This window comes from Candidatus Abyssobacteria bacterium SURF_5, from assembly GCA_003598085.1.
Lineage (GTDB): Bacteria > Abyssobacteria > SURF-5 > SURF-5 > SURF-5 > SURF-5.
The window spans coordinates 73,588-99,757 of the sequence record QZKU01000114.1 but is presented as its reverse complement, the minus strand read 5'-3'; the positions used below and the strand labels follow the sequence as shown (position 1 = coordinate 99,757).

Here is a 26,170-nt window from a genome sequence, read left to right as displayed (position 1 = left end):
TGTCGCGCCCCGCGGGGGCGCGTGGATTGAAACGCGCTGATTGCGCATGACGCACATCAGGCACTGCGTCGCGCCCCGCGGGGGCGCGTGGATTGAAACGAGTCAACGAGATAGCATCGGTCGCGGTCGCCCTCGTCGCGCCCCGCGGGGGCGCGTGGATTGAAACGAGTCAACGAGATAGCATCGGTCGCGGTCGCCCGTCGCGCCCCGCGGGGGCGCGTGGATTGAAACTCCCCGACCAGGACATCGGGCTTGAAAAGGTTGGTCGCGCCCCGCGGGGGCGCGTGGATTGAAACCACATGGCATTGTTTGATGCCATCAGTAAGGCCGTCGCGCCCCGCGGGGGCGCGTGGATTGAAACTGGAATGCAGAGTCTGAATGTTGCTCGATCGTCTGTCGCGCCCCGCGGGGGCGCGTGGATTGAAACATCAAGACGCTGGATAGCGACGAGGAAGCAAGGCGTCGCGCCCCGCGGGGGCGCGTGGATTGAAACATTCGCGCTGTGCTGCATGATGGCCTCGTCGATGTCGCGCCCCGCGGGGGCGCGTGGATTGAAACATACATCCGTACGACGCTCAGCGCGAGGACATGCGGTCGCGCCCCGCGGGGGCGCGTGGATTGAAACCCGCATACTCGTTCCTCCGAACCGTCCACGCCGTGTCGCGCCCCGCGGGGGCGCGTGGATTGAAACGCCATCAGCCAGGAACGTGTACGGCCGCCCCTGAAAGTCGCGCCCCGCGGGGGCGCGTGGATTGAAACGTTCGGCTATTGTCATTATGGAGGAGGTAGCCGCGTCGCGCCCCGCGGGGGCGCGTGGATTGAAACTGATAGAGCGGAGGTGATATCAAGTGAGCAGACGGTCGCGCCCCGCGGGGGCGCGTGGATTGAAACGGCAGGCGAGGCGACGGAAGACTGTGGCCGGCGTCGCGCCCCGCGGGGGCGCGTGGATTGAAACCGGCATCCGACATGCCCGGAGACCGGGCGCGTTATGTCGCGCCCCGCGGGGGCGCGTGGATTGAAACGAGTCAAAGCGCGTCTGGCCATTCTGCGCCTTGTGTCGCGCCCCGCGGGGGCGCGTGGATTGAAACGGCGTATAAAGGAAATCCCTTCGCCGCATGTATGTCGCGCCCCGCGGGGGCGCGTGGATTGAAACCTGGTTTCCCGCGTCTCCCCATCCTGGGACGGGGAGGTCGCGCCCCGCGGGGGCGCGTGGATTGAAACCTCGATCTCCGCCTGCTCCTGCGAGCTGGCGGGTCGCGCCCCGCGGGGGCGCGTGGATTGAAACCTTGTGCGGGTCGAGCTTGTGCGGAGGGGACTGCTGTCGCGCCCCGCGGGGGCGCGTGGATTGAAACATGAGGCTCTCATAGGTTTCACCCGCAGGCGTTGTGTCGCGCCCCGCGTGGGCGCGTGGATTGAAACTTAATATCGAGCTGGGTTATTACCGCCTTAGAGAGTCGCGCCCCGCGTGGGCGCGTGGATTGAAACCCTTCGGTTGACGTGTGGCGCGAATGTCTGCGGGCGTCGCGCCCCGCGTGGGCGCGTGGATTGAAACGGTTTTGGTGACGGCTAATGTTTCGCCGGGGTGCTGTCGCGCCCCGCGTGGGCGCGTGGATTGAAACCGCTGGATTTCCTCGCTCACAAGCACCCACTGCTTGTCGCGCCCCGCGGGGGCGCGTGGATTGAAACGCTCCGCGCCAGACCATGCGCGCATGGCCTAGGCCGTCGCGCCCCGCGTGGGCGCGTGGATTGAAACACTCGTGGCTTCAGCAGAACCCGGACGTGCGCAATGTCGCGCCCCGCGTGGGCGCGTGGATTGAAACGTCGCCCCTTTCGCCTTTTCCCTCGCAGCCATGTCGCGCCCCGCGTGGGCGCGTGGATTGAAACCCGCTGCCGGGTGAAGGCGATAAATAAATACGAGGTCGCGCCCCGCGTGGGCGCGTGGATTGAAACTTTAATGGAGTGCTCGAGCAGGCGCATTTCCGGCGTCGCGCCCCGCGGGGGCGCGTGGATTGAAACGATTGCGTGGCCGGTCGGGAATGCCGCCTTGGGTTGCAAATGGGGTCGCATCTTTATTCTTTACTATTCTACTCATAGTAAAGAAGTTGCCTTAGTGACCGAAGTGCTGTCTCCAAGATCCCATGCTTCCTTCCTCCCGGCCCCAGAATAGACGCGTAATTCGCGGTTCGCGGTTTTCGTGCGCTTTCGCGGCGACGAATGCTTTTGTCTTTGCCGTTCTCCGCGGGTCTTCGTGATCTCCGTGGTGAGAAATTAGTCCAAGGTCCAATGTTCAAGGTTCAAAGTTGAAGAGATAAAGGCAGGTAACAGTCCGTGGTCCACAGGTCGCCAAAAGAAGAAAGCCGGAGAAAGCAGTAAGGCAATATGTAACCGCAGAGGCGCAGAGGTCGCAAAGATTTAAGATACAGATCTCTTGCATGTACTTCTCTGCGCTCTTTGCGTCTCAGCGGTGAAAAGGAGGTTTTTCCTGTGGGGCGATACGTTCCAGGTTTAAAGGTTGTGAAAGAATAGCAGGCAGGATGCCTGCGCTACGCGAGAGGATAACTCGAAATGACTCGGTTACGGCCGCGTGTTCTGGATTCCTGGCGGCAGCGGGGTCGCGACCCGAACGCAGGCGAGACATGCGGGAATGATCACGCCAAACGCGTGACTTCACTTCGTTCAGCGGGGTATGCCATCGGCGTCGATCGGCGTTCATCGGCGGTTGAAGAAACGTTTTTTCGGGCACGTCGCGCCGTGCCCCTACGATGATAATTTACGTGAATGGTTTGTTTCCGAGAATTCGTTTAATTCGCCTAATCCGTGAAATTTGTTCTGAGCATGCCGGCAAGCCATTATGAGGAGAGAGGCAGATTGAGAAGTTCTCTGAGGAGATCATCCGCTGCGGCACAATCTTCAGGAGAAAGTCTACCCAATTTTCTGAGGACGAGCCGTGTTTCTATGCTCGATATGACAGGCTTGACGGCTGAGGGTTTCAGTAAACCGGCGGAGCGCCAGTCAGCAATGAGACATTCCTCACTTCCTCTTCGCCGAATTTGGCTGGTGACGGCTATGATGACGATATCGGAGAAGGATTTGTTATGGTTATTCGAACTGATAACTGCGGCCGGTCTTTTTTTTGTAGAAGATTGGTCGGTGAAAGGAAAAGGGACGAGAACAACATCGCCTCGTTCATAGGTTGTCATATGCGGAGTCTTCTTCGTTATCCCACACTTTCTTGAAGGACGCAGAAGACAGCTCCTGACAGCTCTTTAACAGATGGCCCCTGTCCCTCTTGCCCTCAAGATACTGGATGAAATCGTAAACCTCGGCCAGAAGCTTTTCCGGAAGCTTATCGATTTCGTTTTTTATGGTCTCTCTCAACGACATTGACTCAACTCCCTCTGCTCCGAAGCGACTCTCCTATAAAAATAGTATATACGGCAGGCGCGAATGTCAAGTTGACTGGACGATGTTTCCGGTAAAAAAAGAAGCAAGTAAAGAGCAGAGAGGGGATGATTTCTCGAACAGCGGGGCTTCGCAGGCGACCCATCGCATCGCCCCCACGGTTCACGGGTGATGGCGGGGAAAGTCCCGCTTAGTCCCCCTTTAATAAAGGGGGAGATTCAGAGAGATGCGAGAGTTGAGAGCGATTTGTTTTTGCTCCTCAATCGCCTTTGATAAAGGGGGAGATTCGTTTTTTGATAAAGGGGAATGATTCTTCGACGGGCTCAGAATGACACAGCGTCGGCCATTGCCGCGGATCGAGGAGGATGAAATCCCCCTTAGTCCCCCTTTGTGAAAGGGGGAGATTCAGATGCGTGATGGCGGTGGAGAAGAGAGAGATTTCTCCCGAGAAGAAGAAGAATTCAGAGGTAGGGGCTGAAGAGCCAGCAGAAGGAATCGCGAATCTGGACGAGGAGCGGGCGGCCGTCCATCTCGGCCAGCGAGGTCTCTCGGGATTTTGAAAGCGCCTGCAGGAATTTATCGGCAAGAGTTCTGTTCAGCGACGCGTCGAATATCTCGAGGACCAACTCGAAGTTGAGCCGCAGGCTGCGCGGATCAAGGTTGGCGGAGCCGACGACGGCATAGAGATCGTCGACAAGGAATATCTTGCTATGGACGAAGGGGGGCGGCTGGTAATAGATGCGCACGCCTTGCTGGAGAAGCTGCCACAGCATGTTGTCGGATGCCCATTTGACATAGGGCAGATTGTTTTTTGATGGCAGAATCACGCGCACGTCGACTCCGCGGAGGGCGGCGGTCTGGAGCGCTCCGATGAAATCGCGCGAGGGCAGGAAATAGGGGGTCATGATGAAGACGCGATGCCGCGCCGCCGCGACTGCGCCCGTAAAAATGATGGAAAGGATATCCATGTCGTCGTTAGGCCCATCGACGATGACGCGGCAGAGGGCCTCGCCTTCCGTCTCACCGTTTGTCTCGACCGGGACCGGGATCTGCGTTCCGGTGCAAAAGCTCCAGTGCGCGAGGAAGACCTGCTCCATCTGGGTGACGACCGGCCCGCTCACGCGGAAATGGAGGTCCTCGACGCGAGCGGGATTTGAAGCATCGGCCGCCAGATGGCGGTCGCCGATGTTCATGCCGCCGGTGAAACCGACCTTGCCGTCGGCCACCAGGATTTTGCAGTGATTGCGCAGGTTGATGAACAGCGACGGCGGCAGCAGCTTCGGAGGGAGGAACCTGGCGACCGGGACCCTGGCCCGTTTGAGCAGCGTTCCGGCGCGCGGGAACGAATAATATTCTCCGACTCCGTCCAGAATGACGCGCACGTCAACGCCCCGGCCAACGGCGTCCTTCAGGGCTGCGATGAAAGCCCGGCCCGTTGTGTCGGAATCCATGATGTAAGTGGATAGATAGAGGCGTCGCCGCGCGCCGTTGATGGCGTCGAGCATGGCGGGGAAGGCCTGTTCGCCATGCTCGAGGGGCTCGACGCGGTTGCCTCCAAGCAGGCGCAGGTTGGTGATCCTGTCAGCAAGCCTGATGATCGCCCGATACGGCTCAGGCGCGGAGGAAGGAAACGACGGCTCCTGCCTGCTGAGTTCTTCAGCCGCCTCAGAATCGCTGCGCAGGAGCAGGGTCAATGCGCCGCCGAGCCGCTGGCCTTGCGTTTGCACGCGGTTGATTCCGAAGAGAAAATACAACAACGGACCGAGGGGCGGGAACAGGAGACAGAATCCGATCCAGGCGAAGGCGGCGCGCGGGTCGCGCTTGTTGAGAAGCGCATGCAGCGCGCTCGCCCATGAGATGAAAGCGATAAAGATGACCAGCGCCCAATTGAGAAAGGGCGTGGTACTATTCCAGGCGGAAACGAGAACGTCGTGGAATGTCTGGCCGGTCATGTCCATGGCCGCAACGCCGGTTTCCAAGTGTGTTGGGGGAAATGTGAGGTTGCGCAATTGAGCATTTATATCAAAATGCGGGTGAGAAGTCAAAGAGGAAGGGGTATTGCTTTTTGGCGTTGGTCGCCATATAATCGGACCGCCGTGGTTTTGCGGCCCGACTGCTCTTCGCCGAAAGTCGATTTTCTGTATATGGAGGAAAAATAATGAGTGTTGATTTTGAAGCGATCCGAAAGCTGTTTCCCGTGACCGATAATTTCGTGTATCTGCTGGCGAACGGAAAGTCGCCGCTGCCGAAGCCGGTGGCGCAAGCCGCCAACGATATGAACGAGGCCATGATGAATTCGGGCGTGATCGCAATGGCGCTATCGCGCAATATGATTGAGGAGACGCGCGAGAAAATGGCGCGCCTGATCGGTTGTGACGCCGAGGAGATCGCGTTCTCGCGCAATACGGCGGAGGGGATCCTGTGGCTCGCGCAGTCGATCGCGTGGAAGAAAGGCGACGAGGTTCTGTTTACGCGCCGCGAATACCCGTCGATCGTTTATCCGTTTCTCGCGCAGAAGCATTGCGGGGTGAAGGTGAAGCTGGTCGAGCAGGATAAGAGGAGAATCACGCCCGAGGTGATCGAGAAGGGGATTACATCTCGCACGCGGCTTGTGGCCGTTAGCTGGCCTCAGTTCGATACCGGCCAGCGTCCGAACCTGGAAGCGATCTCGGAGCTGTGCCGCGGGCGCGGAATCATTTTTCTCGTCGATCCGATACAATGTCTCGGCTCGATCCGGCTCAACGTGAGAGAAAAGGGGGTCGATTGCCTGAGCGCGGGCACACATAAAGGATTGCTGGGGCTGCCCGGCCTCGGCATCTTCTATTGCAAGAAGGATCTGCTCGAACAGCTCCGGCCGGTTCATATCGGGTGGGGCAGTCTCGAACATGAAGAGACGATGGAATACGACATCGAGTCGTACGACTTCAAGCCGGCCAAGGGCGCGCGCCGGTACGAGGAGGGGTGCAAGAATTTTGCCGGCATCGCCGCTCTGAACGCGTCGCTTACGCTGCTCGAGGAAATCGGAGTGGAGAATATCGAGCGGCGTCTGAAACAGGTGACCGATTACCTGTGCGAGAAGGCGCGCGCCAAGGGATGCGAAATCATGAGTCCGCGGGATAACGACGAATGGTCGGGAATCGTTCTGCTGCGCCTCCCGAAGCAGGATCCGTATAAACTTGCGGAAGAACTGCGGGAACACCTGATCATGGTTCATGCAATGCGCGGCTGCCTGATCATGGGATTCAATTTCTATAATAATGAAGAGGACGTCGACAAGTTGATGGCGCATATCGAAGCGGCGTGATAAAACGAACCACCAAGGCACAGAGGCGCCAGGACAAAAGGTTTAGTGTAACATCACGAATCAGAATCGGGCGGCCACATGGGCCGCCCCAACGGTTCAGGGGCAAGAGAAATCCCCCTTTAGTTAGGAGGCTGTCCCGTTATTGAGATTTGTCTTCTTCTGCCAGACCCTGGATTCCTGCTTTCGCAGGAATGACGGGCTACTCTGACTTGTCGATACCTTTCTGTCATCGGTGCCGACCCATTATAAGCCGACAGACACCATTCTACGAATTCAAGAGGACGTGAAACCATAAATGGAGTCAGTTCCCCGCGCGTTGGTGCCCTGTGATTGTTTCCGACCTCACACCGTGCGGTTGCCGTTGACGCGGTCTCTCAGGATGGTGAGATAGCGGTAGGGGAGTTTGACGCTGCCAAGCAGCATTTTGTCCTTGATCACGCCGTGGCAGTCGGAGCCGCCGGTGACCAGCAGGTTCAGTTGTTCGGCCACCGCGACGTACCTTGCTGTCTCGTCGGACGTATGTTTGGAGTAGAACGCTTCGATGCCCTTCAGGCCGATATGCACGAGTTCGGGGATATGTTCGTCGATGTGCACCAGTTTCGGATGCGCGAGGACGGCGATGCCGCCGGCGCCGGTAATGAGCTCGATCGCCTCGGCGGCTTTCAGGCGCGGTTTGTCGGAATACGCCGGTTTTCCTTTTCCGATGTAACGGTCGAATGCCTCCTGCACGCATGTCACCTGGCCGCGGTCGAACAGCGCGCGCGCGAGATGAAGGCGGCCGATGCTTCCCTTGCTGCCGGCCACCCTGCGTACCGCTTCGATATAGATGTCCACTCCCAGCTTCCTGAGTTTGTCCACCATTCGCTCCATTCGCTTGAACCGTTCCGATCGCAGGTGTTTCAGGGTTTCCCGCAGATCGGTGTTGTTGTGATCGATGAGATAACCGAGCAGGTGGATTTCCTTTCCATTGCAGGCCGAGGTCAGCTCGACGGCGGGAATGATTTCGATTCCATGCGAGTGTCCGAGCCAGATAGCCTGGCTCACCGCTCCGACTTCGTCGTGATCGGCGATTCCGATGGCGGCGAATCCGAGTCGTTTCGCGTGAGTAACGACATCCTCGGGTGAAAAAGAGCCGTCAGAATAATAGGTATGCACGTGAAGGTCAACAAACCGATTCATTGGTGCTGAATGTCTCCGTTGTCTTGTTCGCTGCCGGCTGTGGACTTGCCGATTTTCTCGCGAATCTTGTCGAGGACTCCGTTGATGAATCCTCCTGATTCGTCAGTTCCGAACGCTTTTGCGATTTCGACCGCCTCGTTGATGGTAACCTTTGGCGGGATATCGGGGAGGTAGACCAATTCATACGTCGCAAACCTGAGGATCGCCCTGTCGACGGAATTGAGACGATCGATCGACCAGTTCTCGACCGTGGAGCTGATCAACTCATCGATAGGTTTCCGGAATTCGAAAGCTCCGCGCACCAGCGTTTCAGTGAACGATTTCACTTTATCGCCGGTGGGATTGCTTTTCCAGAAGTCCCGAAGAACCGTTTCGATATCCGATTTATTGAAATCGAGCTGAAAAAGTATCTGAAGCGCCTTTTCTCTCGACTTGCGTCGTGAACCCATCTTAAATCTTTTCGAAGAGATTAACCATTTCGATTGCCGACATAGCCGCCTGGAACCCTTTGTTGCCGGCCTTTGTGCCCGCCCGCTCTATCGCCTGTTCGAGTGTGTCCGGGGTGATGACCCCATAGATGACCGGCACGCCGGTTTTCAGGCCCGTCTGCGCGATGCCCTTGGTGACTTCGCTGGCGATGTACTCGAAGTGCGGAGTCGATCCCCTGATGACCGCGCCGACGCAGATAATGGCGTCATATTTTTTGCTTTCCGCGAGGCGCTGCGCGGCGTAGGGTATCTCGAAGGAACCCGGAACCCACGCAATTTCTATTTCATCATCTTTGACGCCGTGTCGTTTCAAAGCGTCGAGCGCGCCCTCGAGCAATTTGTTGGTTATGAATTCGTTGAATCGGGATGCGACTATTCCAAATTTCTTTCCGGTTGCCACCAACTGGCCTTCATAGGTTTTCGGCATCGCCCTCTTCTCCTTTTTTGATTTTCTCCCGGGTCATGCGATTCGAGACCTTTAGGGACACCCTATTCTACGAATCCAACAAACAGGATTGTAAATAGGGTCAGGTCCAGGTCAGTCCCCTCTACAGGTTTAACAAGTGGCCGAGTTTGCGCTGCTTGGCCTCGAGATACAACAGGTTTTCGGCGGTTGGCGCGATTTCGATCGGGATTCTCTCGACCACTTTCAGGTTATAGCCTTCGAGCCCGACAATTTTCCGCGGGTTATTCGTCATCAAACGGATTTCAGTCAGCCCGAGATCGGAGAGAATCTGTGCTCCGATGCCGTAATCGCGCAGGTCGGGCTTGAATCCGAGTTTCTCGTTTGCCTCTACGGTATCCAGTCCGGCGTCTTGCAGCGCGTATGCCCGCAACTTGTTATGAAGGCCGATGCCGCGGCCCTCCTGGCGCATGTAGAGAAGTACGCCGACGCCTTCGTCGTGAATCATTTCCAGCGCTTTGTGCAGTTGCGAGCCGCAGTCGCAGCGTCTCGAGCCGAAGACGTCGCCCGTGAGGCATTCCGAATGGACGCGAACGAGCACTCCTTTTTTTCCGGCGACTTCGCCCTTGACGAAAGCAAGGTGGTGCCAGTTATCGACCGACGTCTCATACACATGAAGATTGAACTCGCCGTAGGGTGTCGGTATTTTCGTGGTGACCGTCTTGTTCACCAGCTTTTCGGTGAGGCGGCGATATTTGATGAGGTCCTCGATCGAGCACAATTTCAGGCCGTGCTCTTTTGCGAACTCAATCAAATCTGGCACGCGCGCCATGGTACCGTCGTCCTTCATGATCTCGCAGATCACGCCTGCGGGATAGAGTCCTGCCAGGCGGGCCAGGTCCACCGAGCCCTCGGTCTGGCCGGTTCTCACCAGGACGCCGCCGTTTCGCGCCCGCAGCGGGAACACATGTCCCGGCCGGGCGAGGTCTTCAGGTCTGGTCGCCGGATTGACAGCCGTGAGTACGGTGGTTGCCCGATCCGAAGCCGAGATGCCGGTGGTAACATTTCTCTTCGCTTCGATCGAAACGGTAAAAGCGGTTTCGAAGGTCGACGTATTCTCGGTCACCATCGGAGGCAGCTTCAACTCGTCGCATCGTTGGGCTGTCATTGCAAGACAGATGAGGCCGCGGCCATACCTTGCCATGAAGTTGATTGCATCCGGCGTCACCTTCTCGGCAGCAAGCGTCAGGTCGCCCTCATTCTCGCGGTCCTCATTATCAACCAGAATGATCATGCGGCCGGCCCGCACTTCATCCAATATTTCCGGAATCGGGCTAAACATGTGGATCCTCCTCCATTTTGCCGTCCTGCGCGCGTGCGTCGTGCACGACTCTACAAAAAGCCTGAATCCCGCAGAAGCTTCTCTGTTACTGTTCCCGATGCGCCCCGCAGGTAGCGGTAGATATATTTCCCGATGACATCGGTTTCAAGATTTACGTAATCACCCGCGCCTTTTGAATTGAGCGTCGTGTGTTGAAGCGTGTGCGGGATTATGCCGATCGTAAACGCGCTGCGGCTGCATTCGATGACGGTGAGGCTGATGCCGTCAACCGCCACGGAGCCTTTGGGCGCCAACTGCTCGGCCAACTCAGGCGGAACCGATATCTCGTACAAGACCGAGTTTCCGCTGCGCCTGGTCGTGAGAATTTTTCCCGTTCCGTCAACGTGACCTGCGACCCAGTGGCCGCCCAACTTGTCGCCCAGCCTGAGCGACGATTCGAGATTCACTTTGCCGCCGATCTGCAGGTACTTCAGGGTTGTCTTCTCGATGGTTTCGGGCATGGCGTCAACCTGAAAACTTGCCGCGTCATAATCGACGACCGTGAGGCAGGCGCCATCGATACTGATACTGTCGCCCAGTTCGATATCCTTGAGTGTCTTTTTTGCTCCAACCCTCAGCTTGTATGCCTGCCCGGGCAATATCTCGCGTATTAATCCGATTTCTTGAATGATTCCGGTAAACATCTAAAATTCCACGTAGGCCTCGATCAGGATGTCTTCCCCGATCAGCCGGGTCGACAGGTTTCGGAGCCGGTAAGCATCGGCGACCTTTGCGACGCCGGCGCCGCCAACCGGCGTCGGAGCATCTTTACCACCAAAAATTTTCGGGGCGACGAAAAAAAGCACCTTATCCACGATTCGTGCTTCGAACGCGGCCGCCAGCAATCCGCCACCGCCCTCGATCAGAACATTGGCTATATTTTGACTTCCTAATAGCGCGGCTACTTGCTTCAGGTCTACTTTTTCTCCGATCGGATCGACCTCAAGCAATTGGGCGCCGGCCTCTTCGAGGGCCGCCTTTCGATCACGCGGAGCTGTGGTTTTCACAACGACCATCGTCCGGGCGGACGACTCTGTTTTCAGCACCCGCGCCTCGGGCGAGATGGAGGCCTCGCCATCGATGACGATGCGGAGCGCGTCGCGCCCATTGCCGGATTGGGTGCGCGTGGTGAGCAATGGATCATCGATTTTGACGGTTCTGCTGCCGACCAAGATCGCGTCTGCGCCCGCGCGCAGCCAGTGCACGTATTCGCGGGCTTTCTCGCCGGTAACCCATCGGGAATCGCCGGTATGGGTGGCGATTTTGCCATCGAGCGTCATAGCGGCTTTCGCGGTAAAGAAAGGGGTGTTCGTTCTGACGAACTTGACGTACCATTCGTTCAAGCGATTTGCCTCGTCAGCCAGTACTCCGGTTTCGACCGCGATGCCGGAACCCTCCAGTGCCGATTTGCCCTTGCAGGAGACGAGCGGATTCGGGTCCTCCATCGCCATAACGACTTTTGCGATTCCGGCCTTAATCACCGCCTCCGTACAGGGAGGGGTTTTGCCATAATGGCAACACGGCTCGAGGGTTACGTATAAGGTTGAGCCGCGGACGGATTCGACCGCCTGTTGGAGCGCGGCAACCTCGGCATGCGCTTCCCCATACTTCCGATGAAAGCCTTCGCCTATTACTTTTCCGTTCTTTACAATGACCGCGCCGACCAGAGGATTCGGGCTGGTGAAACCGCGGCCAAGCGCCGCTAGCTCGAGGGCGCGCGCCATGTATTTTTGCGATTGGGAAGACATGTGCAACTGCTTCAGTTTGGTCCAATTAAGAAGCTTCGGGAGGTCTGCAGGAGAGGCAAAACACCGCACGTGCCCTCAAGCAAAAGCCCGAAATGCAAAGGCATTTCGGGACACTTGAGACACTTCTCTTCTGATCGACTTCTCCCATCCAGACTTTCACTGTCGGCCCTGGCCTCTCACCAAGTCTGCATATCATGGGGGTTGAAAGCCAGATACGCTCGCGGGCTCGGCCCCATTTACGGCGCCATACCGCCGGTAAGGAATTTCACCCTGTCCCGAAGCCGTTTTATGAAGACAATATACCATGGGAGTCGGAGATTTGTCAATGTCGGTTTTCCTATTGCTCACCTGAAAGTCGGATGACACATTTCAATCAGCACTTCTTCAGCCCCTTTAATTAAGTTCATTTCTGCGGGAGCATTATAAATGAAGGCTTTAGGATGAAAGCATCTTGAGCTTTCCTTGCGGAGGACATACATTATGGACACACAAGTGAAAAGGTGTACGTTTCGCCGCGGAACTGAAAAAGATCTCCCGGAAATCGCGGCCTTATTTCGGCGGCACAACTACGGTATTAGACGGTCCGAATGGCTGCATTGGAAGTACTTTCAAAACCCTGATGGACCGGCCCGTATTTATGTTGCGGAAGACGAGGAAAAAGGAATAATCGGACTTACCGCGCGCACGCCGCGTCGATTCACCAGCACGAAAACCGGTGCATTCGATGTTTTCCAGAATGTGGACCTCTTCATGGCGGAGCAATTCAGAAACAAGGGGATATATGGAAAACTTTCAAAGTTTGCCGGGAACGAGCGCAACTATTTTCTCATCGGATTTCCGAATGAACTTTCGCACGTAGTGAATGAGCTGGACCACGTTATCCCTCTTGAAGTATGGCTGTTTCCCCTGGCTCTTTCGCAACTGAAGGTTTTTTTTCATCATAGAGCCGCGTCTTTCCTCTTGGATTTATTCTCGGAGATGTACACATTGATGTGGTTTGGTTCGTCCCCGCGCAATATCCAGATGAAGCCGGTCATTCGGTTCAAGCAGGATTTCGATGTGCCCTCCGATTTCATACAAGGCGTGCGGTCGGCCGCGTTCTTGAACTGGCGGTTTTGTGACAATCCGACCCGGCGGCTTTCCAGTTTCGAATTCATAGAAAATGGAGAAAGCATCGGCTACTGCGTTTACGCATTCTCCGGCACCGCGGCAGAGATCTATGACCTGGTTTGCATTCGACGGCAGCGGGAATGCATGCGCCTGCTTATCGATCATTGTCGATCCTGGAGATTCAGCCATCTCAGTTTTCAGGGAGTAAACCTGCGATTGCATCGTTTTGGTTTCATGCGTTGCCGGTCTCGCGAAGACTGTATCCTTTCGGACATCCGAAACGGTCCGCGGGCGCCGGAAGGGCCGTGGATGCTTACCCTTGCCGACAGAGATGTCTGATCGCGGAACTGCTTACTGCTCAGAGTGTAACCGGTTCTTCCCTTGCGCCCTCCATTTGATGATTGCAATACTATTATAGGTAAATATACCGCTCTTCGAACGTCTTCAGACGGGAAGAAGGGGAAAAGGGGGTGAATCAAGTGAAGATACGTGACGTTATGACACGCAATGTGGAATCGATTCATCAATCGGATTCGATTGCCGACGCGGCTCGGAAGATGAAGGAGCTGAATATAGGTGTGCTGCCGGTTTTTGATAATAATCGGTTGGTTGGAATGATAACGGATCGCGACATCACGATACGAGCCGTTGCGGAGGGCTATGACCCGAATACTTTTAACGTGAGCCAAATAATGACAACGGATGTCATCTCATGCAATGAGGATGCCGATGTCGATGAAGCGATCAGGCTGATGGAAACGAACCAGATACGCCGGCTAATCGTGAAAAATGAAGAGAACCAGGTTGTGGGCATTGTCTCGCTCGGCGATCTGGCGGTTCATTTAAGCGGAGCACTGGTCGGCGAAGCGTTGCGCGAGGTTTCTGAGCCCGCAAGACCGGAACGTTAAAAGACAGCAGCGAAAGGTGTCGAGAAGGGGGAATATCGATTCCCCCTTTTCTTGCAAGGGGGCACATGGTTGCGGGGCGGCAAATATTGCCGGGGTTGCTCATTTGAACGAGGGAGTGTTCCTTTTGAGGCTTTGGTAATTTGACAAGGGGGGGCGCTGTGACTATAATGCGCGATTAACCGAATTGTGGTATTCTAGAGTTGTGATGAAAAATGGCGCTACTTATTGATGGACACAACTTGATCGGGAAAATGTCGGGGATCTCTCTGGCCGATCCCGATGATGAAGAGCAATTGATCCGGATTCTGGCACAACATTTGCAGTTACGGCGTCAAAAGGTTACAGTGGTTTTTGATCGCGCGGCTGAATTGTATTCAGGGCCGCGTTACGAAAGGGGTGACGTGCGGGTTATTTTCGCGCTGCCCCCAATTTCTGCCGATGAAATCATCATCGAGATGATCAGAAAGGACCCGAACCCGAAAGGTCTGACCGTTGTATCTTCGGACAATGAGATCCGCAGGTGCGCGCGCAGCCGGCGGGCACGGACGATAAGCGCTGAGGAATTTGCACGAACATTGGAATCGCCGGCTCCGAAACGCCGGCCTGTTCCCGGTTACCTGCGGGAGGAGGTCGATGTCGAGGAGTGGCTGAAATATTTCAGGAAAAGGAGAAGTTGATTCGTGGCCAAGAAACTGTTGGTAGTAGAGTCGCCTGCAAAAGCGAAGACTATAAACAAATATTTGGGCAAAGAATATCACGTTGAAGCCTCGATGGGGCACGTCCGTGATTTGCCGGAAAAGGAACTCGGGGTGGATGTTGACGGCAACTTCCGGCCCAAATACACGATTCTGAGCGGCAAGAAAAAGATTGTCAGCCGTCTCAAAAAAGAGGCTCAGGATGCCGAAATCATATACCTCGCGCCGGACTTCGACCGCGAGGGCGAGGCTATCGGATGGCATATTCAGGAGGCGCTCGGCTCACAGGCCAATAAGAAGATGAAGCGGATCGTCTTCAACGAGATCACGCGGAATGCCGTTCAGGAAGCGATCCGCCATCCGCGGGACATCGATATGGCTCTGGTGAACGCGCAGCAGGCGCGACGGATTCTTGATCGCCTGGTTGGATACAAGATCAGCCCGCTTCTGTGGGACAAGGTCAAGCGGGGGTTGAGCGCAGGGAGGGTGCAGTCAGTGGCCGTTCGGCTGCTGTGCGAGCGGGAAGAGCAGATCAACAAGTTTGTTCCGCAGGAATACTGGTCGATCAAGGCCCTGCTTCAGAAGGCGGGATATTCGCCGTTCGAGGCGTTGCTTGCGAAAATAGAGGGAGAAAAAGCCGAAGTCGCGAATGGCGAGGAGGCGAGCAGGATTGCCGGTGAATTGCGCAAAGCGTCTTACGTTGTCAAGAACCTCGAGACGAAAGAGGTTCGGCGCAGGCCGTATCCGCCTTTCATCACCAGCACGCTGCAGCAGGAAGCTTCGAAAAAATTGAGGATGCGGCCGACCAGGACAATGCGGCTCGCACAAGAACTGTATGAGGGCGTGGAGATCCCGGGAGAAGGCAATGTGGCGCTCATCACCTATATGAGAACGGATTCGGTCCGTATCTCGAAAGAGGCCCAGGATGAAGCGCTGAACTACATTCTTGCTCGATATGGCAGGGAATATTATCCGCCGAATCATGTGAATGTGTTCAAGAATAAGCGCGACTCGCAGGACGCGCATGAGGCTGTTCGACCAACTTCAATGGAATGGACGCCTGAAAGGCTCGCGCAGCATCTGCCGAAAGAGTACCTGCAGTTGTACACGCTGATCTGGAACCGATTTCTCGCGAGTCAAATGGCCCCCGCCATCTATGATCAGACGACGATTGAAATAGAAGCCGCCGCGAAGTACCTACTGCGGGCGTCGGGCTCGATACTACGATCCAAGGGATTTCTCGTGTTGTACAAAGAGGAATCGGAGGATAACGGAAACGGCGAGGAGCGAGAGACTTCATTTCCGCCGGTAGTCGAAAACGATGCATTGGAGCTGAAGGACGTGCAGCCGGAGCAGCATTTCACGAAGCCGCCGCCCCGGTTTACGGAGGCCACTCTTGTGAAGGCGCTCGAGGAACAGGGGATCGGGCGGCCCAGCACGTACGCCACGATCGTTGACACGATTCAAAAGCGCAAGTACGTGCACCGCGAGAGAGGGAGGCTTTCACCGACCGATCTTGGCTGCACGGTTAATGATCTGCTTGTCGAGAGTTTCCCTAAGATACTTGACATCGAGTTCACGGCGAAAATGGAGGAACAGCTCGACGAGGTCGAGGAAGGGAAGATCGATTGGCAGCAGGTGTTGTGGGAATTTTATCGCCCATTTGAAGATTCGCTTGCGACCGCAAGCCAGAAGATGCGGGATGTAAAGAAAGACGGGGTTCCCACCGAGGAGACATGCGAAAACTGTGGGAAACCAATGGTTCTTCGCTGGGGCCGATACGGGAAATTCCTCGCTTGCTCCGGATATCCCGAGTGCAAGACCACGAAGAAAGTAGCCGAAGAAGGCAGTGCCGGCTCTCAAGAGGAGGCCCAGCAACTCGTTTCCGGGAAGACCTGCCCTAACTGCGGCGGCCAATTGGTAGTGAAGATGGGGCGGATGGGCCGCTTTGTTTCTTGTTCTAATTATCCCGAGTGTAAGACAGCCATGCCTCTAAGTATCGGCGTCGCGTGTCCCGAGCCCGGGTGCGGAGGTGAAGTTGTCGAGCGGCGCTCCAAGAGGGGGCGTGTCTTTTACAGCTGCAGCCGGTATCCCGACTGCAAATTCGCCAGTTGGAACAAGCCGGTGGCCAAGGCTTGTCCGTTGTGCGGCGGGAATTATCTGGTCGAGCAGTACACGCGCGACGGCAAGCACCTGTTCAAATGTCCCAGGAAAGGGTGCTCATATAAAGAAGACGTAAAAACTGAGGCTGCACTCTAAGGCGTATGGATTGCCTTTCCCTTTTCGAGGAGTACCTGAGAAGCGAGCGCAACGCCAGCAAGCATACGGTGCGCGCGTACGCTTCCGATATCCGGCGCCTCTTGCTTTTCGCAAACAACTCTTCTGACGACGCGCTGGTCCATCCGGAGGCGCTCCGGCTGATCGATACCCTGAAGCTGCGAGCGTATCTTGCCTCGTTGCATGCGAGCGGAGCGTCGCGGCGAAGCATTGCCCGAAAGCTCTCGACCGTGCGAAGCTTCTTCTCCTTCCTGCAGCGCGAGCGGATCATTTTCGAAAATCCGGCCGAGGAGATCTCCACGCCGAAAGTGCGCAGGCATCTTCCCGAATTTCTTACGGTTGACGAGGTGAAGCTGCTGCTGGAATGTCCGGAAAAGGACGCGCTGGCGGGCCTGCGCGACCGCGCGATCCTCGAGGTGTTTTACTCGACCGGAGTCCGTGTGGCCGAATTGGCGGCGGCTGATTTGAGCGACATGGACCTGCTTGGCGGCGTCATGAAAGTCACGGGAAAAGGTGGAAAGCAGCGGATGGTCTTGCTGGGCAGATATGCGGTGGACGCAGTGCGAAGCTATTTGCCTGAGCGGGCCTCGTGGGACAGGGGGCTCTCCCGGAACAGGATTTTTCTCAGCAGGACAGGGCGTCCGTTGCAGGAGCGAGATCTGCACCGGATCGTTACGAAGTACTCGCGAAAACTGTGGGGTGGCCGGTCAGTAAGCCCGCACACGCTTCGCCACAGTTTTGCGACTCATCTGTTGGACGGAGGGGCGGATCTGCGCGACGTTCAGGAACTGCTCGGTCATTCGAGTCTCTCGACCACTCAAATATATACGCATGTAAGCGCTGAGCGGCTGCGGATCATGTATGATCGGGCGCATCCTCATGCGCGGCGGAAACCGGAGGGCGGATAACATGTTTCGTGGAACGACTGTGCTGGCGGTCAGGCATAAAGGGATAGTTGCTCTTGGCGGAGATGGACAGGTGACCCTTTCGGAGACGATTGTCAAGCACCGGGCGGTGAAAATCCGGAGATTGGCGGAAGGAAAAGTTCTTGCGGGCTTTGCAGGGGCTGCCGCCGACGCGATCACGCTTTTTGAGCGGTTTGATGCGAAGCTGTCGCAGTACAAGGCGAATCTTCAGCGGGCGGCAGTCGAACTGGCGAAGGACTGGCGGACGGACAAGTATTTGCGCAGATTGGAAGCGCTGCTGGCGGTGGTCGATTCCACTCATTCGCTTCTGTTATCGGGGACGGGAGAGATCGTCGAGCCTGACGACGGCATAATCGCCATCGGTTCCGGCGGTCCATTCGCCCTTGCGGCGGCGCGGGCGCTCATTAAACATTCCGACCTCGACGCGGAGCAGATCGTCAGGGAGTCCCTGTTGACGGCGGCATCCATTTGCATTTATACGAATGAAAATATTACGGTCGAGACATTGCAGGCGGAATAGAATGCGGCGGGGCGGCTCTCTAGGACAGTTTTCTGATCTTCTCGATATTTCTGTTCTCGCCCATGATAATGAGCACTTGGTTTTCCTGAATTCGAAAATCGCCGTCGGGGATTTCTACATTTCCGGTCTTCCGAGTCGTGATTTCCTGTTTCTCCGGTGTTCTGACTGCCAGCACGTGAACCCCGAAACGATTCCGCAGCTTCAGATCCGCCAAAGTTCTTCCGAAGAATTCATGGGGAGCTTTTATTTCCACGATGCTGTGGCCATCGCTGACGGGGATGAAGTCAATCAGGTTTGGCGTAATCAGGTTATCAGCCACTTTCTCTGCGATGTCGCGCTCGGGGAAGACGACAATGGTCGCGCCGACATTCTTGAGGGCTTCGACATGGTCCTCGCTAATGGCTTTAACCAGTATTTCCTTAACGCCCACTTTTTTCAAGAAGAGGGCGATAAGGATGGAGGCATCCACTTTTTCTCCGAGGCTGACGACGACGCAGTCGAACTTTTCGATATCGAGTGAGAGCAGAGCCTTCTTATCGGACGCGTTTGCGACCACGGCTTGCGTTACCGAGTCCTTGATATTCAGGACCGCTTGCTCGTCTATGTCAACGGCCAGCACCTCCGCCCCTTTGCGGGCGAGAGAGCGCGCCAGATGAGATCCGAAATTTCCCAAGCCTAAAACGGCAAATCTTTTCACTGGGAATCCCTCCTAACCTATCATAACATTTTCTTCGGGATATTTGTATCGCTGTTCCAACTCCCGTCCGAGCAGAGAAAGAGCCAACCCCAGGGGGCCCAGCCGCCCGATGAACATTGTCGCAATGATAACGAGCTTGCTGCCGGGGCTCAGGTAAGAGGTAACACCTGTGGAGAGGCCGACCGTTCCGAAAGCCGAAACCACTTCGAACAGCCAATCGATGAAAAACAGGTGAGAGAAGTTGCCGCCATTCCCGCTTTCAAAGACAAGCAACAGAATGGTTGACCCCACGATCAAGGCAAATGCCATTGCGGTTGTGGCCACCGCCTTGGAGATAATTCGCGCCGGAATAGTTCGACCGAAAATCTCCACATGCTGTTTACCCCGAAGATAGGATATCACCATTATCAGATAAATTGAAAAAGTTGTCGTCTTGATTCCGCCGCCAACCGATCCGGGTGACGCGCCGACAAACATCAGAAAAATCAGGAGAAAAAGCGTCGCATTGGTGACGCCGGCGATGCTTATGGTGTTAAAACCCGCGGTTCTGGCAGTTACCGATTGAAAGAATGATACAAGAATCTGCTGGGAAATGGGTCGTCCGGCGAAGGCCGGGTTATTCAATTCAAACAGCCAGAACAGAACTGCGCCTCCCGCGATCAGCGCGATCGTCGACATGAGAACCACGCGCGAGTGCAGGGAGAGACGCCGGAATTTTGTTTTGTGGGGAAGCAAGATGGCTACGACATCCGTCAGAACGGTGAATCCGAGCCCTCCGACGATTATCAATGACATCACTATGAGGTTAATGGGCACATGCGCCGAAAAATCCTCAAGGCCGCTCGGTAATATTGAGAAGCCGGCATTGCAGAAGGCAGATATCGAATGAAAAATAGCAACATAGCCCGAGCGAGTCTGGCTGAAATATTCTCTGAAGCAAAGCCAGAGCAAGATAGCGCCGATCGCTTCAGTGACAAAGGTGAACAGAAGGATATTTCTTACCAGTCGAAACAGGTTCCGGTACGGAAAATGGGTCATCGTCTCCTGGATGAGCATTCTGCCCCGCAAAGAAGTGTCCCCTCTGAGGATAAGAACAAAGAAGGTCGAGAACGTGAAAATGCCAAGGGCGCCGATTTGGATCAGCAGCAGGATTGTCCATTGTCCCACAGGAGAAAAATACGTGCCGGTATCCACAACGACCAGGCCGGTAACGCAGACGGCGGAAGTTGCTGTGAATAAGGCATTTATTAACGATATGCGGCCTTCGTCCACCATCACCGGCAACATGAGAAGCGAGGTTCCCAGCAAGATAGTGGCTCCAAACCCCGCCAGAAGTACTATGGTGGGAGACAAAACCCGCCTTCTCAGGGTACCCGTCTCTTCTGTCAACGACTCCACAACGCTTCTCCCCAGGTTGAACAATTCCGGATATTATACCACGAGCCGGAGAAAATTCTGTGCAGGGAGTCTTTTTGCGCGTTAATCGTGCTTAGCCACCATGATCTTCGTCATTCAAAAAACCGCTAAAATGAGGAGATGAAGCAGTCAGGACGGAAAAGCTTGTTTAAAAGCAGCTCAAAATGATTCAAAGTCTTTATTGACAGAATCTTCGGCTCTGCGCTATAATGCACTGAATCGGCCGCTAAATTTGGTAACGGTCGAGTTTTTTCACTTATGATACGACACCGCCGCATGGACGCCTAAGGAAATTGATCCAGATGGAAAAACTCAAGGAACGCGTCATTGAGATGCTTCGTGAATCGGCTGATCGACCGGTCAAGCTGAAAGAGATCGCTCGACGGCTGAAGATCGATGTGGAAGCTACTCGCAGTCTTCGAGTTGCGGTGAAGGAGCTTGTTGAGGCGGGCGAGTTGGTCCAAACGAAGGGGAAGCGTTTTGGGGTACCAGAACATATGAACCTCGTTGTGGGCGCACTGATCGGGCATCCGAACGGCTACGGGTTTGTTCGGCCTTTTCCCAGGCCGGGCCAGGTGAATCTGCCCGATATCTATGTCAGTGGAAGAGATATGGACGAGGCGATGCACGGCGACAAGGTAGTGACCAGGATATCCGGCCATCTCACCAAGGAGCGGATCCGCGGGGAAATCATTCGAGTTCTTGACCGGGCAAACAAGACAGTCATCGGGTATTATGAAGAAAGCCGCCATTTCGGGTATGTTGTCCCGATTGATTTCCGGATCACTCAGCATGTTTCGATTGATCTTGCCGAGGCCATGGATGCTCGTCCGGGGCAGATCGTTGTGGCAGAAATAATCGAGTACCCTTCTTATCAAAGGAACGCCGAAGGCAGAATTATCGAGGTGCTCGGGTGGAAGGGCGATAGAGGGCTTGACACCGAGGTGCTGATTCGCAAGCACGGCCTGACGCCGGAGTTCTCTCTTGCTGTTTTACGGGCGGCCGAGGAGTTGCTGCGGATCATACCCGAGGAAGAGCTGCGAAAGCGTGTGGATCTGCGAGACGTGCCGATGGTAACGATCGACCCGACCGACGCCAAGGATTTTGATGATGCCGTCTCTCTCGAGATCAATGAGGAGGGGAATTACCTGCTGGGCGTTCATATCGCCGACGTGAGTCATTATGTTCAGGAAGGCGGGATTATCGATGATGAAGCCTTCCGCCGCGGAACCAGCATTTATTTGGAAGACCGCGTGTTGCCGATGCTGCCTCATCGGTTATCCAACGAGCTGTGCAGTCTCAGGGAGAACGAGGACAAACTCACCTTTAGCGTGCGCATGGAAATTAGTCCGAAGGGGAATGTTCTGAGCGCCGAGATCTTTGATAGCGTCATCCGCTCGAGCCATCGGATGAGCTATGACCAGGTTTTTTCCATTCTTGAAGGCGATGAAGAGCTGACGCGGCGATTTTCGGATGTCGCGGACACGTTGAAATTGATGAACAAGCTGGCGCAGACGGTCCGCGCCAAACGCATTGCGCGTGGCAGCCTCGACTTCAATTTTCCCGAGGCTCGCGCGATTTTCGGGAGCGAGGGAGAAGTAATTGACATTGTTTTGCAAAAGCACAACGTTGCGCATGAGCTGATCGAGGAATTCATGCTGCTTGCGAACGAAATGGTCGCGCGTCACGTCACGGCGAGGCAGGCTCCGATGCTCTACCGTATTCATGAAGAGCCGGACCTGGAAAAGATGAGCGAATTCCGGGAATTTATTGCGTCTCTGGGTTACCGGCTCAGCGAGAGCGATTCGAGGACGCCGAAGGGGCTTCAGAAAATATCGCACCAGGCGCGGGGAAAGCCGGAGGAGTCGCTGATAAATTATCTCATGCTCCGCTCGCTGCGTGAAGCGCGGTACTCTCCCGAGAATGCCGGCCACTTTGGACTCGCCTCCGATTACTATACGCATTTCACGTCGCCTATCCGGCGGTATCCGGACCTGGTGGTGCATCGTATTCTCCGGACGCTTGCGCGCGAGGGAGTCAAGGGTGTTGCCGGGCGCTACGGCGATCAGTTGGAAGATATCGCCGTGCAGTCGTCGCTCCGTGAGCGAGAGGCGATGGAAGCGGAGCGCGAATCGCTGCAGATGAAACAGATGGTCTTTATGAGCGGCAAGATCGGCGACGTCTTCGACGGCAGAATTACCGGCGTTCATTCCTACGGCCTGTTCGTTGAAATCGTTGATTTTCTTGCGGAGGGGCTGGTGCATGTAAGCTCTCTTGACGACGATTATTATGCCTACGTTGAAGAGCGGCATTGTCTGCTGGGGGAGAACACGGGAAAAGTGTACCGGCTGGGCGACGCGGTCCAGGTGCAGGTGGTGCGGGTTGACCTGGAGAAGAGGCGAATGGACTTTGATCTGGCGGATTCGGAAGCCGGGAAGGCTCCGTCAAAGGAAAAGAAGGGAAAACCGGCGAAACTGCTCGAGCGCGGCGGAGCGGGGAGAAAAAAAGCCGGAAAAAGATTCGTCCCTGGAGCGAAAGGCAAGAGGCGGAGAAGATGAAGAAAGTAAAGGTGGCGATAATCGGAGCCAACGGATACACCGGCGGCGAGATGGTGAGGCTTCTTTCGGGACATCCGTCGGTCCGGCTGACCGTCCTTACGTCGCGCCAATTCAAGGACAGGAACATCAACGAAGTATTTCCCTCGCTTCGGGGCATTCTCGATATGAAACTGGTGGAGTTTGAGGCGGACTCGGTGGCCAAATCATGCGAGGTCGCCTTCCTGGCGATCCCGCACACGCAGGCCATGCCGATCGTGGCCGAGTTGGCCGAGCGGGGCGTTCGAGTTGTTGATTACAGCGCCGATTTTCGCCTGAAGGATGCGCGGGTGTATGAGCAGTGGTATAAGGCGGACCACTCCGCGCCGGAATTGCTGGAAAAGAGCGTTTACGGTCTTCCCGAGCTGCACGGGGAGGAAGTTCGCGTCGCGGACGTGATTGCACTGCCCGGCTGCTATCCGACGGCCGCGTTGCTGGCGCTGGCGCCCGCCGTCAAGGGTGGCATCATTGATGTCAACCGGATCGTGATCAATTCGCTTTCCGGTGTCTCAGGCGCGGGGCAAACTCCGAGCCAGCAGACCCATTATCCGGAAATCGCCGATAATCTGCGGGCGTATGGAATCACCACGCACCGGCACACGCCGGAGATAGAGCAGGAACTGTCATTGCTTGCGGGAAAGGAAATCCACGTGCTTTTCACACCGCATCTGGTACCGGCGAATCGCGGCATTCTGAGCACGATTACCGCTCCGGTAAAGAGCGACATATCTGTCGAAGAGCTTACAGAGATGTATCGGTCATTTTATGAAGATGCGCCATTTGTGAGGATCAATCCGCCGCGGACTTATCCGGAGATCCGGTTTGTGCGCGGCAGCAACTTCTGCGATATCGGGCTGGCGATCGACAAGAGGACCAGCACATTCATCGCGATATCAGCGATAGACAATCTTTGCAAGGGAGCGGCAGGCCAGGCGGTTCAGTGCATGAACCTGATGTTCGACCTGCCGGAGAAGAGCGGTCTTGGTTTTGGGGGTTTGACGCCGTAAGGGAGAGATCCATGTTGGAGTTTCAGGAAGTATCCGGGGGGATCACTGCGCCGGTGGGATTTCGAGCGGGCGGATCGCATTGCGGCATCAAGAAGAACGGTAATCCGGATCTCGCTTTGCTGTTTTCCGAGCGTCCCGCCGCTATCGCCGGCATGTTTACTCGAAACATTTTCAAGAGCGCTGCGGTTTTATATTCACAACGAATTGTTCGATATGGAGTGGCCCGGGCGGTTGTTGTCAACAGCGGGAACGCGAATGCAGCGACGGGCGCCCGCGGCGAGCGTGACGCCGAAGCGATGGCCGAAGCGGCGGCGGAGAGCCTTGGCATCTCGTCCGATCAGGTGGCTGTTGCCTCGACCGGCACAATCGGGGTGCTGCTGCCGATCGACCGCATAAAGAAGGGGATAGGCGAGTTATCACGTCGATTGGACGCTGCGGGTGGCGAGATTTCGGCGCAGGCGATCATGACAACCGATACATTTCCTAAAAGCATCGCGGTAACTGTGCCGCTTTCAACCGGGAAAATCACCATCGGCGGCATGGCGAAGGGTGCGGGAATGATTTGTCCGGATATGGCGACGATGCTTGCATTCGTGACCACAGACGCCGCCGTCGAGCTGTCACTCCTTTCGCGGGCATTGCGGGAGGCCGTCGAGACAACTTTTAACTCGATAACCGTTGACGGAGACGGCAGCACGAACGACACCATTCTCATTTTAGCAAATGGAGCATCGGGGACACCTGCTATCGATCGCGTCTCCGATGATTACCGCCTGTTCTGTTCGGCGCTCGAGCACGTGTGCGCCGAATTGGCGAAAATGCTGGTTCGCGACGGAGAGGGCGCGACCAAACTCGTTGAGGTTAACGTCGGGGGAGCAGAGCGGAAAATGGATGCCGAAAAGATAGCCAAGACCATCGCGAACTCGCTCCTGGTGAAGACCGCCATTTTCGGCAGCGACGCAAACTGGGGCCGCATCATGGCCGCGGCCGGCAGAGCGGGAGTTGCTCTTGACCCGGGTCGGATTGAGATTCGCCTGGGAGACCTGCTCATGTTTGAGAAAGGCTCTCCCGTTCCTTTTGATGAGGATCGCGCGAAACGGCTTCTTTCCGAGAAAGAGATCCAACTCCATGTAAATCTGGGTATGGGCGGCGAATCGGCCACCGTATATACGTGCGACCTTACGTACGACTACATCAAGATCAATGCATCGTATCGAACCTGACACAGCACGAAAAGGATCGGATGCCCCATGAAAGAGTACATCGAGAAGGCGACAATACTGAGCGAGGCGCTTCCGTATTTCCGCAAGTTTTACGGGAAGACGGTCGTCATCAAGTATGGCGGGAGCGCGATGGAGGATGAGGCGATCAGGGAGAAAACCGCCAGCGACATCGTATTGATGAAATATGTGGGTATGAATCCGGTCGTCGTTCATGGCGGCGGCAAGGCCATTTCGGAAGTAATGGCGAAAATGGGCAAAAAAGCGGAGTTTCACAAAGGAATGCGGGTCACTGACAGCGAGACCATGGAAATCGTCGAAATGGTGCTCGTGGGCAGGATCAACAAGGAAGTGGTTTCCTTGATCAACCGGGCCGGCGGAAAAGCTGTCGGCGTCAGCGGGAAAGACGGCGAACTCATTCGGTCTTCCAAATATAAGCCCACAGAGGATATTGATATCGGGTTTGTCGGCGAGGTGCAAACGATCAATCCCGGCATTATTCGTTCTCTCGAGCACGGGGGCTATATTGCGGTGGTCGCTCCCATAGGCGCCGGAGACGATGGAGAGACCTTCAATATCAATGCCGATTCCGTCGCCGGGGAGATAGCCGCCGCGCTCCAGGCTGAGAAGCTGGTGCTCCTGACAGATACGCCGGGCATCCTGCGCGAGCGTTCGAATGACGCTTCGCTGATATCCACGATTCAACTTTCCGAGATACCGCAATTCATTAATGCCGGCGTGATCGATGGCGGCATGATTCCGAAAGTCGAGGCGTGCGAGCGCGCACTCAGGGCGGGAGTGAAGAAGACGCACATCATTGACGGTCGCATTCTACACTCACTCTTGCTGGAGATATTTACCGATAAAGGGATCGGTACACAGATCATTCCGTAAA

General features: G+C 55.8%; 22 protein-coding genes, 1 CRISPR repeat array and 1 riboswitch. Of the genes, 11 read left to right on the top strand and 11 right to left on the bottom strand.

Annotated elements, in window-relative coordinates; translation table 11 throughout:
* Window position 1 precedes the first annotated feature (1 nt).
* Window positions 2-2,016: a CRISPR direct-repeat array (repeat unit 32 nt; unit sequence GTCGCGCCCCGCGGGGGCGCGTGGATTGAAAC).
* Window positions 2,017-2,849: 833 nt separating this feature from the next.
* The 3 genes from C4520_16535 to cls all read right to left on the bottom strand — a co-directional run bounded on the left by C4520_16535 (window position 2,850) and on the right by cls (window position 5,354).
* Complete coding sequence (locus tag C4520_16535; protein RJP17570.1) at window positions 2,850-3,200, bottom strand: type II toxin-antitoxin system PemK/MazF family toxin; 351 nt, start codon at window positions 3,198-3,200, stop codon at window positions 2,850-2,852.
* Window positions 3,187-3,384: a DUF2281 domain-containing protein gene (locus C4520_16530; GenBank protein RJP17569.1), complete on the bottom strand. Its 198-nt coding sequence runs from the start codon at window positions 3,382-3,384 to the stop codon at window positions 3,187-3,189. The genes C4520_16535 and C4520_16530 overlap by 14 nt, the downstream gene beginning before the upstream one ends.
* Window positions 3,385-3,863: 479 nt before the next feature.
* Window positions 3,864-5,354: a cardiolipin synthase gene (gene cls, locus C4520_16525; protein RJP17576.1), complete on the bottom strand. Its 1,491-nt coding sequence runs from the start codon at window positions 5,352-5,354 to the stop codon at window positions 3,864-3,866.
* Between the two features lie 206 nt (window positions 5,355-5,560).
* On the opposite strand from cls, the gene C4520_16520 reads away from it, so the two are divergent.
* On the top strand, window positions 5,561-6,706 hold the full coding sequence (locus C4520_16520; protein ID RJP17568.1) for an aminotransferase class V-fold PLP-dependent enzyme: 1,146 nt from the start codon (window positions 5,561-5,563) through the stop codon (window positions 6,704-6,706).
* A gap of 342 nt (window positions 6,707-7,048) precedes the next feature.
* Here C4520_16520 and C4520_16515 read toward each other — a convergent pair whose 3' ends face one another.
* From C4520_16515 to ribD, 6 genes are all read right to left on the bottom strand, one after another.
* Window positions 7,049-7,885 (bottom strand): PHP domain-containing protein, encoded by an 837-nt coding sequence (locus C4520_16515; protein ID RJP17567.1) that lies wholly within the window; start codon window positions 7,883-7,885, stop codon window positions 7,049-7,051.
* On the bottom strand, window positions 7,882-8,334 hold the full coding sequence (gene nusB / locus C4520_16510) for a transcription antitermination factor NusB (GenBank protein RJP17566.1): 453 nt from the start codon (window positions 8,332-8,334) through the stop codon (window positions 7,882-7,884). Before nusB ends, C4520_16515 begins: the two co-directional genes overlap by 4 nt.
* Window position 8,335: 1 nt before the next feature.
* Window positions 8,336-8,800: a 6,7-dimethyl-8-ribityllumazine synthase gene (locus C4520_16505; GenBank protein RJP17565.1), complete on the bottom strand. Its 465-nt coding sequence runs from the start codon at window positions 8,798-8,800 to the stop codon at window positions 8,336-8,338.
* A gap of 121 nt (window positions 8,801-8,921) precedes the next feature.
* A complete protein-coding gene (locus C4520_16500) occupies window positions 8,922-10,118 on the bottom strand; it encodes a bifunctional 3,4-dihydroxy-2-butanone-4-phosphate synthase/GTP cyclohydrolase II (protein ID RJP17564.1) in 1,197 nt (398 codons plus the stop codon).
* Window positions 10,119-10,168: 50 nt separating this feature from the next.
* Entirely contained in the window at window positions 10,169-10,801 is a 633-nt protein-coding gene (locus C4520_16495) for a riboflavin synthase (protein RJP17563.1), read from the bottom strand.
* Complete coding sequence (gene ribD / locus C4520_16490) at window positions 10,802-11,905, bottom strand: bifunctional diaminohydroxyphosphoribosylaminopyrimidine deaminase/5-amino-6-(5-phosphoribosylamino)uracil reductase RibD (GenBank protein ID RJP17562.1); 1,104 nt, start codon at window positions 11,903-11,905, stop codon at window positions 10,802-10,804.
* Window positions 11,906-12,037: 132 nt separating this feature from the next.
* Window positions 12,038-12,192: riboswitch (FMN riboswitch) on the bottom strand.
* A gap of 193 nt (window positions 12,193-12,385) precedes the next feature.
* On the opposite strand from ribD, the gene C4520_16485 reads away from it, so the two are divergent.
* From C4520_16485 to hslV, 6 genes are all read left to right on the top strand, one after another.
* Window positions 12,386-13,354, top strand: coding sequence for a hypothetical protein (locus C4520_16485; protein RJP17561.1), 969 nt, complete (start codon window positions 12,386-12,388; stop codon window positions 13,352-13,354).
* Between the two features lie 158 nt (window positions 13,355-13,512).
* On the top strand, window positions 13,513-13,923 hold the full coding sequence (locus C4520_16480; GenBank protein RJP17560.1) for a CBS domain-containing protein: 411 nt from the start codon (window positions 13,513-13,515) through the stop codon (window positions 13,921-13,923).
* A gap of 212 nt (window positions 13,924-14,135) precedes the next feature.
* Complete coding sequence (locus tag C4520_16475) at window positions 14,136-14,600, top strand: hypothetical protein (protein RJP17559.1); 465 nt, start codon at window positions 14,136-14,138, stop codon at window positions 14,598-14,600.
* Between the two features lie 3 nt (window positions 14,601-14,603).
* Window positions 14,604-16,877 (top strand): type I DNA topoisomerase, encoded by a 2,274-nt coding sequence (topA, locus tag C4520_16470; protein RJP17558.1) that lies wholly within the window; start codon window positions 14,604-14,606, stop codon window positions 16,875-16,877.
* A 5-nt stretch (window positions 16,878-16,882) separates the two neighbouring features.
* A complete protein-coding gene (locus tag C4520_16465) occupies window positions 16,883-17,803 on the top strand; it encodes a tyrosine recombinase (protein ID RJP17557.1) in 921 nt (306 codons plus the stop codon).
* A gap of 1 nt (window position 17,804) precedes the next feature.
* Window positions 17,805-18,341, top strand: coding sequence for an ATP-dependent protease subunit HslV (gene hslV / locus C4520_16460; protein ID RJP17556.1), 537 nt, complete (start codon window positions 17,805-17,807; stop codon window positions 18,339-18,341).
* A gap of 19 nt (window positions 18,342-18,360) precedes the next feature.
* Here the strand turns inward: hslV and C4520_16455 are convergent, their stop codons facing one another.
* Window positions 18,361-19,038 (bottom strand): TrkA family potassium uptake protein, encoded by a 678-nt coding sequence (locus C4520_16455; GenBank protein ID RJP17555.1) that lies wholly within the window; start codon window positions 19,036-19,038, stop codon window positions 18,361-18,363.
* A 12-nt stretch (window positions 19,039-19,050) separates the two neighbouring features.
* Complete coding sequence (locus C4520_16450) at window positions 19,051-20,391, bottom strand: hypothetical protein (protein ID RJP17554.1); 1,341 nt, start codon at window positions 20,389-20,391, stop codon at window positions 19,051-19,053.
* A gap of 365 nt (window positions 20,392-20,756) precedes the next feature.
* On the opposite strand from C4520_16450, the gene rnr reads away from it, so the two are divergent.
* From rnr to argB, 4 genes are read left to right on the top strand one after another with little or no spacing between them, the layout of a single operon-like run.
* Entirely contained in the window at window positions 20,757-23,012 is a 2,256-nt protein-coding gene (gene rnr / locus C4520_16445) for a ribonuclease R (GenBank protein ID RJP17553.1), read from the top strand.
* On the top strand, window positions 23,009-24,055 hold the full coding sequence (locus C4520_16440) for an N-acetyl-gamma-glutamyl-phosphate reductase (protein RJP17552.1): 1,047 nt from the start codon (window positions 23,009-23,011) through the stop codon (window positions 24,053-24,055). Before rnr ends, C4520_16440 begins: the two co-directional genes overlap by 4 nt.
* An 11-nt stretch (window positions 24,056-24,066) precedes the next feature.
* Window positions 24,067-25,278: a bifunctional glutamate N-acetyltransferase/amino-acid acetyltransferase ArgJ gene (gene argJ / locus C4520_16435; GenBank protein RJP17551.1), complete on the top strand. Its 1,212-nt coding sequence runs from the start codon at window positions 24,067-24,069 to the stop codon at window positions 25,276-25,278.
* Between the two features lie 27 nt (window positions 25,279-25,305).
* Window positions 25,306-26,169, top strand: coding sequence for an acetylglutamate kinase (gene argB / locus C4520_16430; protein RJP17550.1), 864 nt, complete (start codon window positions 25,306-25,308; stop codon window positions 26,167-26,169).
* Window position 26,170 lies beyond the last annotated feature (1 nt).

What these genes read in the sequence shown, in the direction of transcription:
- C4520_16475 (RJP17559.1), top strand. Translation starts at nt 14,136, where the DNA reads ATGGCGCTACTTATTGATGGACACAACTTGATCGGGAAAATGTCGGGG.
- C4520_16520 (RJP17568.1), top strand. Translation starts at nt 5,561, where the DNA reads ATGAGTGTTGATTTTGAAGCGATCCGAAAGCTGTTTCCCGTGACCGAT.
- rnr (RJP17553.1), top strand. Translation starts at nt 20,757, where the DNA reads ATGGAAAAACTCAAGGAACGCGTCATTGAGATGCTTCGTGAATCGGCT.
- C4520_16480 (RJP17560.1), top strand. Translation starts at nt 13,513, where the DNA reads ATGACACGCAATGTGGAATCGATTCATCAATCGGATTCGATTGCCGAC.
- C4520_16505 (RJP17565.1), bottom strand. Translation starts at nt 8,800, where the DNA reads ATGCCGAAAACCTATGAAGGCCAGTTGGTGGCAACCGGAAAGAAATTT.
- C4520_16440 (RJP17552.1), top strand. Translation starts at nt 23,009, where the DNA reads ATGAAGAAAGTAAAGGTGGCGATAATCGGAGCCAACGGATACACCGGC.
- C4520_16530 (RJP17569.1), bottom strand. Translation starts at nt 3,384, where the DNA reads ATGTCGTTGAGAGAGACCATAAAAAACGAAATCGATAAGCTTCCGGAA.
- C4520_16535 (RJP17570.1), bottom strand. Translation starts at nt 3,200, where the DNA reads ATGACAACCTATGAACGAGGCGATGTTGTTCTCGTCCCTTTTCCTTTC.
- hslV (RJP17556.1), top strand. Translation starts at nt 17,805, where the DNA reads ATGTTTCGTGGAACGACTGTGCTGGCGGTCAGGCATAAAGGGATAGTT.
- nusB (RJP17566.1), bottom strand. Translation starts at nt 8,334, where the DNA reads ATGGGTTCACGACGCAAGTCGAGAGAAAAGGCGCTTCAGATACTTTTT.
- argJ (RJP17551.1), top strand. Translation starts at nt 24,067, where the DNA reads ATGTTGGAGTTTCAGGAAGTATCCGGGGGGATCACTGCGCCGGTGGGA.
- cls (RJP17576.1), bottom strand. Translation starts at nt 5,354, where the DNA reads ATGACCGGCCAGACATTCCACGACGTTCTCGTTTCCGCCTGGAATAGT.
- C4520_16500 (RJP17564.1), bottom strand. Translation starts at nt 10,118, where the DNA reads ATGTTTAGCCCGATTCCGGAAATATTGGATGAAGTGCGGGCCGGCCGC.
- C4520_16495 (RJP17563.1), bottom strand. Translation starts at nt 10,801, where the DNA reads ATGTTTACCGGAATCATTCAAGAAATCGGATTAATACGCGAGATATTG.
- C4520_16465 (RJP17557.1), top strand. Translation starts at nt 16,883, where the DNA reads ATGGATTGCCTTTCCCTTTTCGAGGAGTACCTGAGAAGCGAGCGCAAC.
- argB (RJP17550.1), top strand. Translation starts at nt 25,306, where the DNA reads ATGAAAGAGTACATCGAGAAGGCGACAATACTGAGCGAGGCGCTTCCG.
- C4520_16515 (RJP17567.1), bottom strand. Translation starts at nt 7,885, where the DNA reads ATGAATCGGTTTGTTGACCTTCACGTGCATACCTATTATTCTGACGGC.
- C4520_16485 (RJP17561.1), top strand. Translation starts at nt 12,386, where the DNA reads ATGGACACACAAGTGAAAAGGTGTACGTTTCGCCGCGGAACTGAAAAA.
- ribD (RJP17562.1), bottom strand. Translation starts at nt 11,905, where the DNA reads ATGTCTTCCCAATCGCAAAAATACATGGCGCGCGCCCTCGAGCTAGCG.